The sequence below is a fragment of the Mannheimia sp. genome (genome assembly GCF_056854775.1).
Window position 1 is genome coordinate 1 of record NZ_JBXGGI010000145.1, and the last position, 5,226, is coordinate 5,226.

The 5,226-nt window shown below is 39.5% G+C and carries 8 protein-coding genes; 1 reads left to right on the plus strand and 7 read right to left on the minus strand.

From position 1 onward, the window contains the following. Positions 1 to 446 (plus strand): crossover junction endodeoxyribonuclease RuvC (gene ruvC, locus ACJHV0_RS10105; RefSeq protein WP_483134115.1); only part of this gene is annotated, 446 nt, incomplete at its 5' end. 57 nt (positions 447 to 503) lie between these two features. Here ruvC and murA read toward each other — a convergent pair. The 7 genes from murA to ACJHV0_RS10140 all read right to left on the minus strand — a co-directional run. Next, a complete protein-coding gene (gene murA, locus ACJHV0_RS10110; RefSeq protein ID WP_283386980.1) occupies positions 504 to 1,784 on the minus strand; it encodes a UDP-N-acetylglucosamine 1-carboxyvinyltransferase in 1,281 nt (426 codons plus the stop codon). Positions 1,785 to 1,861: 77 nt separating this feature from the next. Then, positions 1,862 to 2,122, minus strand: a complete 261-nt coding sequence (locus ACJHV0_RS10115; protein ID WP_025235449.1) for a BolA family protein — start codon at positions 2,120 to 2,122, stop codon at positions 1,862 to 1,864. A gap of 16 nt (positions 2,123 to 2,138) precedes the next feature. Next, on the minus strand, positions 2,139 to 2,462 hold the full coding sequence (locus ACJHV0_RS10120; RefSeq protein ID WP_025235448.1) for an STAS domain-containing protein: 324 nt from the start codon (positions 2,460 to 2,462) through the stop codon (positions 2,139 to 2,141). A gap of 11 nt (positions 2,463 to 2,473) precedes the next feature. Beyond that, on the minus strand, positions 2,474 to 3,109 hold the full coding sequence (gene mlaC / locus ACJHV0_RS10125) for a phospholipid-binding protein MlaC (RefSeq protein ID WP_025235447.1): 636 nt from the start codon (positions 3,107 to 3,109) through the stop codon (positions 2,474 to 2,476). A gap of 51 nt (positions 3,110 to 3,160) precedes the next feature. Next, the gene (gene mlaD, locus ACJHV0_RS10130) at positions 3,161 to 3,685 is read right to left on the minus strand and encodes an outer membrane lipid asymmetry maintenance protein MlaD (RefSeq protein ID WP_283386979.1); all 525 of its coding nucleotides are present in this window, start codon (positions 3,683 to 3,685) and stop codon (positions 3,161 to 3,163) included. A gap of 21 nt (positions 3,686 to 3,706) precedes the next feature. Beyond that, positions 3,707 to 4,483 carry a lipid asymmetry maintenance ABC transporter permease subunit MlaE gene (gene mlaE / locus ACJHV0_RS10135; RefSeq protein ID WP_025235445.1) on the minus strand — a complete coding sequence of 259 codons (777 nt, stop codon included), beginning with the start codon at positions 4,481 to 4,483 and terminating at the stop codon, positions 3,707 to 3,709. Then, positions 4,476 to 5,226: ATP-binding cassette domain-containing protein (locus tag ACJHV0_RS10140; RefSeq protein WP_483134116.1), on the minus strand; the 751-nt coding region annotated here is incomplete at its 5' end. The genes mlaE and ACJHV0_RS10140, both read right to left, overlap by 8 nt.

A 5,226-nucleotide genomic window follows, 5' to 3' on the forward strand; every position in this document is an offset into this window, starting at 1 on the left:
TTAAACGCATTTACGCTGGCGTGAGCGAAATTATTACTCAATTCCAGCCCGATATGTTTGCTATTGAACAAGTCTTTATGGCAAAAAACCCGGATTCTGCGTTAAAACTAGGGCAAGCACGAGGTACAGCAATTGTGGCTGCGGTCAATCACGATTTACCAGTATTTGAATATGCTGCGAGATTAGTAAAACAAACGGTTACTGGTATTGGTTCTGCGGATAAAATTCAGGTACAAGATATGGTAACCCGAATGCTACAACTCTCAGCTAAACCACAAGCAGATGCCGCTGATGCTTTAGCTATTGCGATTACTCACGCTCACTCTATTCAACATTCTTTAGTTGTAGCAAAACAGAGCCAACAAAGCGTGAGTAATGAGAAAGAGCAGATTTTAGCCTTAATGAAAACCCGTTATAGCAGGGGGAGATTTAAGTTGAAAGGATAATAGAAACCGCTTGATAGTTTCACTAACAAGCGGTTCTTTTTGTAGAAAATTTTGCAATTACTCGCCTTCAAATGGTGCAGAGAAACGTTCGATCCTCGCACCAATGCCACGTAGTTTTTCCTCAATGTGTTCATAGCCACGATCGATATGGTAAATTCGATCTACAATGGTTTCACCAGTTGCAATACAGCCGGCTAATACTAAGCTAATTGAAGCACGAAGATCAGTTGCCATAACTTCTGCTGATTTTAAACGATCTACACCATAGCAAATAGCAGTGTTACCTTCAATTTCTGCTTTAGCTCCCATACGGATTAATTCCGGAATATGCATAAAGCGGTTTTCAAAAATCGTTTCAGTAATACGGCTTGTGCCATCTGCGACTGCATTTAGCAAGGTAAATTGAGCTTGCATATCCGTTGGGAAGCCAGGGTGAGGCATTGTGCGGATATTTACCGCTTTCGGGCGACGACCAAGCGAATCTAAAGTGATAGTATCTTCTGTAACATCAACTTGCATTCCTGCTTCACGCAATTTTTCAATTACTGCATCAAGCGTGTCAGCTTTGGTATTACGACAAGTAATGCGGCCACCTGAAATTGCAGCAGCAACAAGGAATGTACCCGTTTCAATACGATCCGGTACCACGCTATGTTCACAACCACCTAAATGTTCGACACCTTCAATAGTGATCATATCAGTCCCTGCACCGGAAATTTTCGCACCCATCGCATTTAAGAAATCAGCAGTATCCACAATTTCAGGTTCACGGGCAGCATTTTCAATCACAGTTGTGCCTTTTGCAAGCGTTCCTGCCATCATCACCGATAAAGTCGCCCCTACGCTCACTTTATCCATATAGACTCTTGCACCGTTTAAACGCCCTTGTGAGGTTGCTTTTACATAGCCTTCGTCTAATTCAATTTGTGCACCCATTTTCTCTAAACCTGAAATGTGCATATCTACCGGTCTAGCACCAATAGTACAACCACCCGGTAATGAGACCTGACCGACTTGGAAACGTGCAACTAGAGGTGCTAACGCCCAAATAGAAGCTCTCATTGTCTTAACTAATTCGTATGGTGCGACATAATTATTGATGTTGCTTGCATCAATATGTACAACGCCTTTTTCAGTGCCTTTCTCAACAATTACGCCTAATTGACGTAAAATTTTAAAGGTAGTATCAACATCTTTTAAATCAGGTACATTTTTTAATGTAACCGGTTTTTCTGCCAAAATAGAGGCAAACAAAATAGGCAAGGCTGCATTTTTTGCACCAGAAATATCTACTGTTCCACTCAAAGAGAATGGACCGTACACACGAAATTTTTCCATTTGGGATTAGTCCTAAAATTAAGAATAGCAATTTATTCGAATTTGTAGGGGCAAATTGCAATTTGCACCTATGATTATTAACCAACCATATTTAGCAAACGTTCAGTTTTCCATTTTTCTGTACTGAATACTTTAATGGTTAATGCGTGAATTTCATTTGTTGTGAAATAATCTGCTAAGGGAGCATAAACCGCTTGTTGTTGTTTTACTTTTGAAAGTGCGGCAATACTATCACTCACTACAATTACACCAAAGTGGGCATTTTCGCCTTGTGCGTGAACTTCGGCTACATCGGTTAAGCTTTGTTTTAAAATTTCTTCAATTTGTGATGGAGTCATTCTAAGTCCTAATTCTTTAAATAATAAATTGCTCAAACCAACCATCTAAATCATAGAGTTCTGCTAATGTTTTCACAGAATCTGGCGTATTGATCAGAGAATTTGGTATTACTTTATGATAATGATTTAATAATTCAGCAAGTAGCGTAAAGCCGGCAGAATCCACACGAGTGATCTCTTTTAAGTCCCAATATAACTTTTGATTGCCTTTTGGAGATAAAAAAGAAGCACGTTGCTTCCATAGTGGAAGCAACGTGTTACGAGTTAATTCGCCCGATAGTTTCACAAATAGACTTTCATTGTTTTGCTGAATGTCCCATTGTAATGTTTTTTGAGGCATAACTAAACACCTTATTTTAAGGTGATTGGTTGTTTTGCTGATTGAGCTACTTGTGCAGTTAAGGCATCAATTCCTTTTTGGCGAATTACACCAGCCCATTCATTTTGTTTGGTTGCAACCATACTCACACCTTCAGCAGCCATATCGTAGGCTTGCCATTCACCGCTTTTACTGTTTTTACGCCATTTAAAGTCTAATTTAATTGGCTGTGCCGCACCTTTACCAGATACATTTACACGAATACTCACAATTGATTTACCATCCACTGATTTCGGACTTTCAATTTGTACTTGTTGGTCTTGGTATTGCGTTAAAACTTGTGCATAAGATTGCTCAACAAATTGACCAAATGCAGTAAAGAAAGCTTCTTTTTGTGCATCAGTTGCAGAGGCTAAATTTTTGCCTAATACTAACTGACCTGCATATTTTACGTGGACGTGCGGCATTAAATCGTTACGCACGATAGTACGTAAATATTCAGGATTTGCTTTGATTTTGCTTTGATTTGCTTTGATATTGCCAAATAACTTATCTGCTGTTTGTTGCATTAATACATAAGGGCTGGTTTCTGCAAATGCTGTGGTTGAAAATAATGCAGACACTGCTACTAAACCTGTTACGATAATTTTTTTAATGTTTTTTAACATTATTGATACTCTCCAAAATCTCTAATCACTTAGAGGTTCTTATTATTTGAATTACTCTGCCTTTGGTTCCACAGAATCATTCGCTTTTTCATCTTCAGTTTTATTTGACTTTTTATCACCATATAAGAACTGACCGATTAAATCTTCTAATACCATTGCAGAGTTAGTATCTACAAAAGTATCGCCTTCTTTCATTATTGCAGTTTCGCCTTCAATCATAAAGCCGACATTTAACGCAACATATTGTTCACCTAATAAGCCAGAGGTTTTAATTGAAAGTGAGCTGGTATCCGGAATCTGATTAAAATTTTGATTCACAGCTAAAGCTACTTTCGGAGTATAGGTTTTTTGATCTAATGAAATATCAGCCACACGACCTACTACCACCCCCCCAACTTTAATTGGTGCACGAACCTTTAGTCCACCAATATTGTCAAAAGTTGCGTAAAGAGTATAAGTTTTCTCACTAGAGAAGCCTTGTACGTTTGCTACTCTCAATCCTAAAAAGACTAAAGCCCCTAAGCCAAGTAGCACAAATAATCCTACCCAGAATTCATATTTAATTGATTGACGCATTGTCTGTTCCTTTTCCTAAAATCAACCGCCGAACATAATCGCAGTTAAAATAAAATCTAATCCCAAAATTACAAGTGAAGCATTTACCACTGTTTTTGTGGTCGATTGGCTAATACCTTCTGAAGTTGGTACACAATCATAGCCATTAAATAATGCAATCCAAACTACGGCAAAAGCGAAAATTACACTCTTAATAAAGCCATTGATTAAATCGCTAGCATTAACCGAGTTTTGCATTACTGACCAGAAACTGCCGCCATCAACACCTTTCCAATCTACCCCAACAAGCGAGCCACCCCAAATGCCGATTGCGGTAAAAATCACTGCCAGAATCGGCATTGAAATCACTCCAGCCCAAAAGCGAGGTGCAATAATGCGTCTAAGTGGATCAACCGCCATCATTTCAAGGCTGGAAAGTTGTTCTGTGGCTTTCATTAAACCAATTTCTGCCGTTAGTGCCGAACCGGCTCGCCCTGCGAATAATAATGCGGTAACTACAGGTCCGAGTTCTCGTAATAATGAGAGAGAAACCAATGTGCCTAGACTGCTTTCCGCAGCAAAATCCACCAACACCACATAGCCTTGTAAGCCTAATACCATACCGATAAATAAGCCCGAAAGCATAATGATTAAGAGAGATTGCACACCGAGTACATAAAGTTGCTTAATCAGCAACGGCGTATGTTTTCTAAATTCAGGCTTACCGATTAATGCTCCCCACAACATAAAGGCCGAACGCCCTAAGGTACGGATAAAATTAATCACAAAAGCCCCAATAGAGCTAATAAAATTAACCATTAAACAGCTCCTCCGTATACTCTTTTGCCGGATAGTGGAAACGTACAGGACCATCCGCTTTACCAGCTAAGAATTGTACTACCTGCGGATCGTTGCTTTCTAACAACATTTCCGGTGTACCTTCTGCGATAATACGTTTATCCGCCACAATATAGGCATAATCAGCGATACTTAACACTTCTTTCACATCGTGAGATACCACAATAGAGGTGAGATTTAATGCTTGATTTAGCTCTTTGATCAACTCCACAATCACACCCATACTAATCGGATCTTGCCCTGTGAAAGGCTCATCATACATAATCAGATCAGGATCCAGTGCAATTGCACGAGCAAGTGCTGCTCGACGAGCCATACCGCCTGATAATTCGGAAGGCATTAAATTTGCCGCACCTCGAAGCCCAACCGCTTCAAGTTTCAATAATACTAATTTTCTAATGAGCTCTTCAGGTAAGCGTGTATGCTCTCGAATCGGGAAAGCCACATTGTCAAATGTAGAAAGATCAGTAAATAAAGCACCAGATTGGAACAACATTCCCATCCGCTGACGAATTTCGTAAAGTTCTTTGTTGTTGGCTTTACAAATATCTCTACCATCAAACAATATTTCGCCTGATTCAGGTAAAATTTGCCCGCCAATTAAGCGTAATAAGGTGGTTTTACCTATTCCAGACGGACCCATAATGGCAGTTACTTTGCCTTTTTGCACTTGCAAATTGAGATTGTCATAAATCACCCTCTCC

What these genes read in the sequence shown, in the direction of transcription:
- ACJHV0_RS10115 (WP_025235449.1), bottom strand. Translation starts at nt 2,122, where the DNA reads ATGACTCCATCACAAATTGAAGAAATTTTAAAACAAAGCTTAACCGAT.
- murA (WP_283386980.1), bottom strand. Translation starts at nt 1,784, where the DNA reads ATGGAAAAATTTCGTGTGTACGGTCCATTCTCTTTGAGTGGAACAGTA.
- ACJHV0_RS10120 (WP_025235448.1), bottom strand. Translation starts at nt 2,462, where the DNA reads ATGCCTCAAAAAACATTACAATGGGACATTCAGCAAAACAATGAAAGT.
- mlaD (WP_283386979.1), bottom strand. Translation starts at nt 3,685, where the DNA reads ATGCGTCAATCAATTAAATATGAATTCTGGGTAGGATTATTTGTGCTA.
- mlaE (WP_025235445.1), bottom strand. Translation starts at nt 4,483, where the DNA reads ATGGTTAATTTTATTAGCTCTATTGGGGCTTTTGTGATTAATTTTATC.
- mlaC (WP_025235447.1), bottom strand. Translation starts at nt 3,109, where the DNA reads ATGTTAAAAAACATTAAAAAAATTATCGTAACAGGTTTAGTAGCAGTG.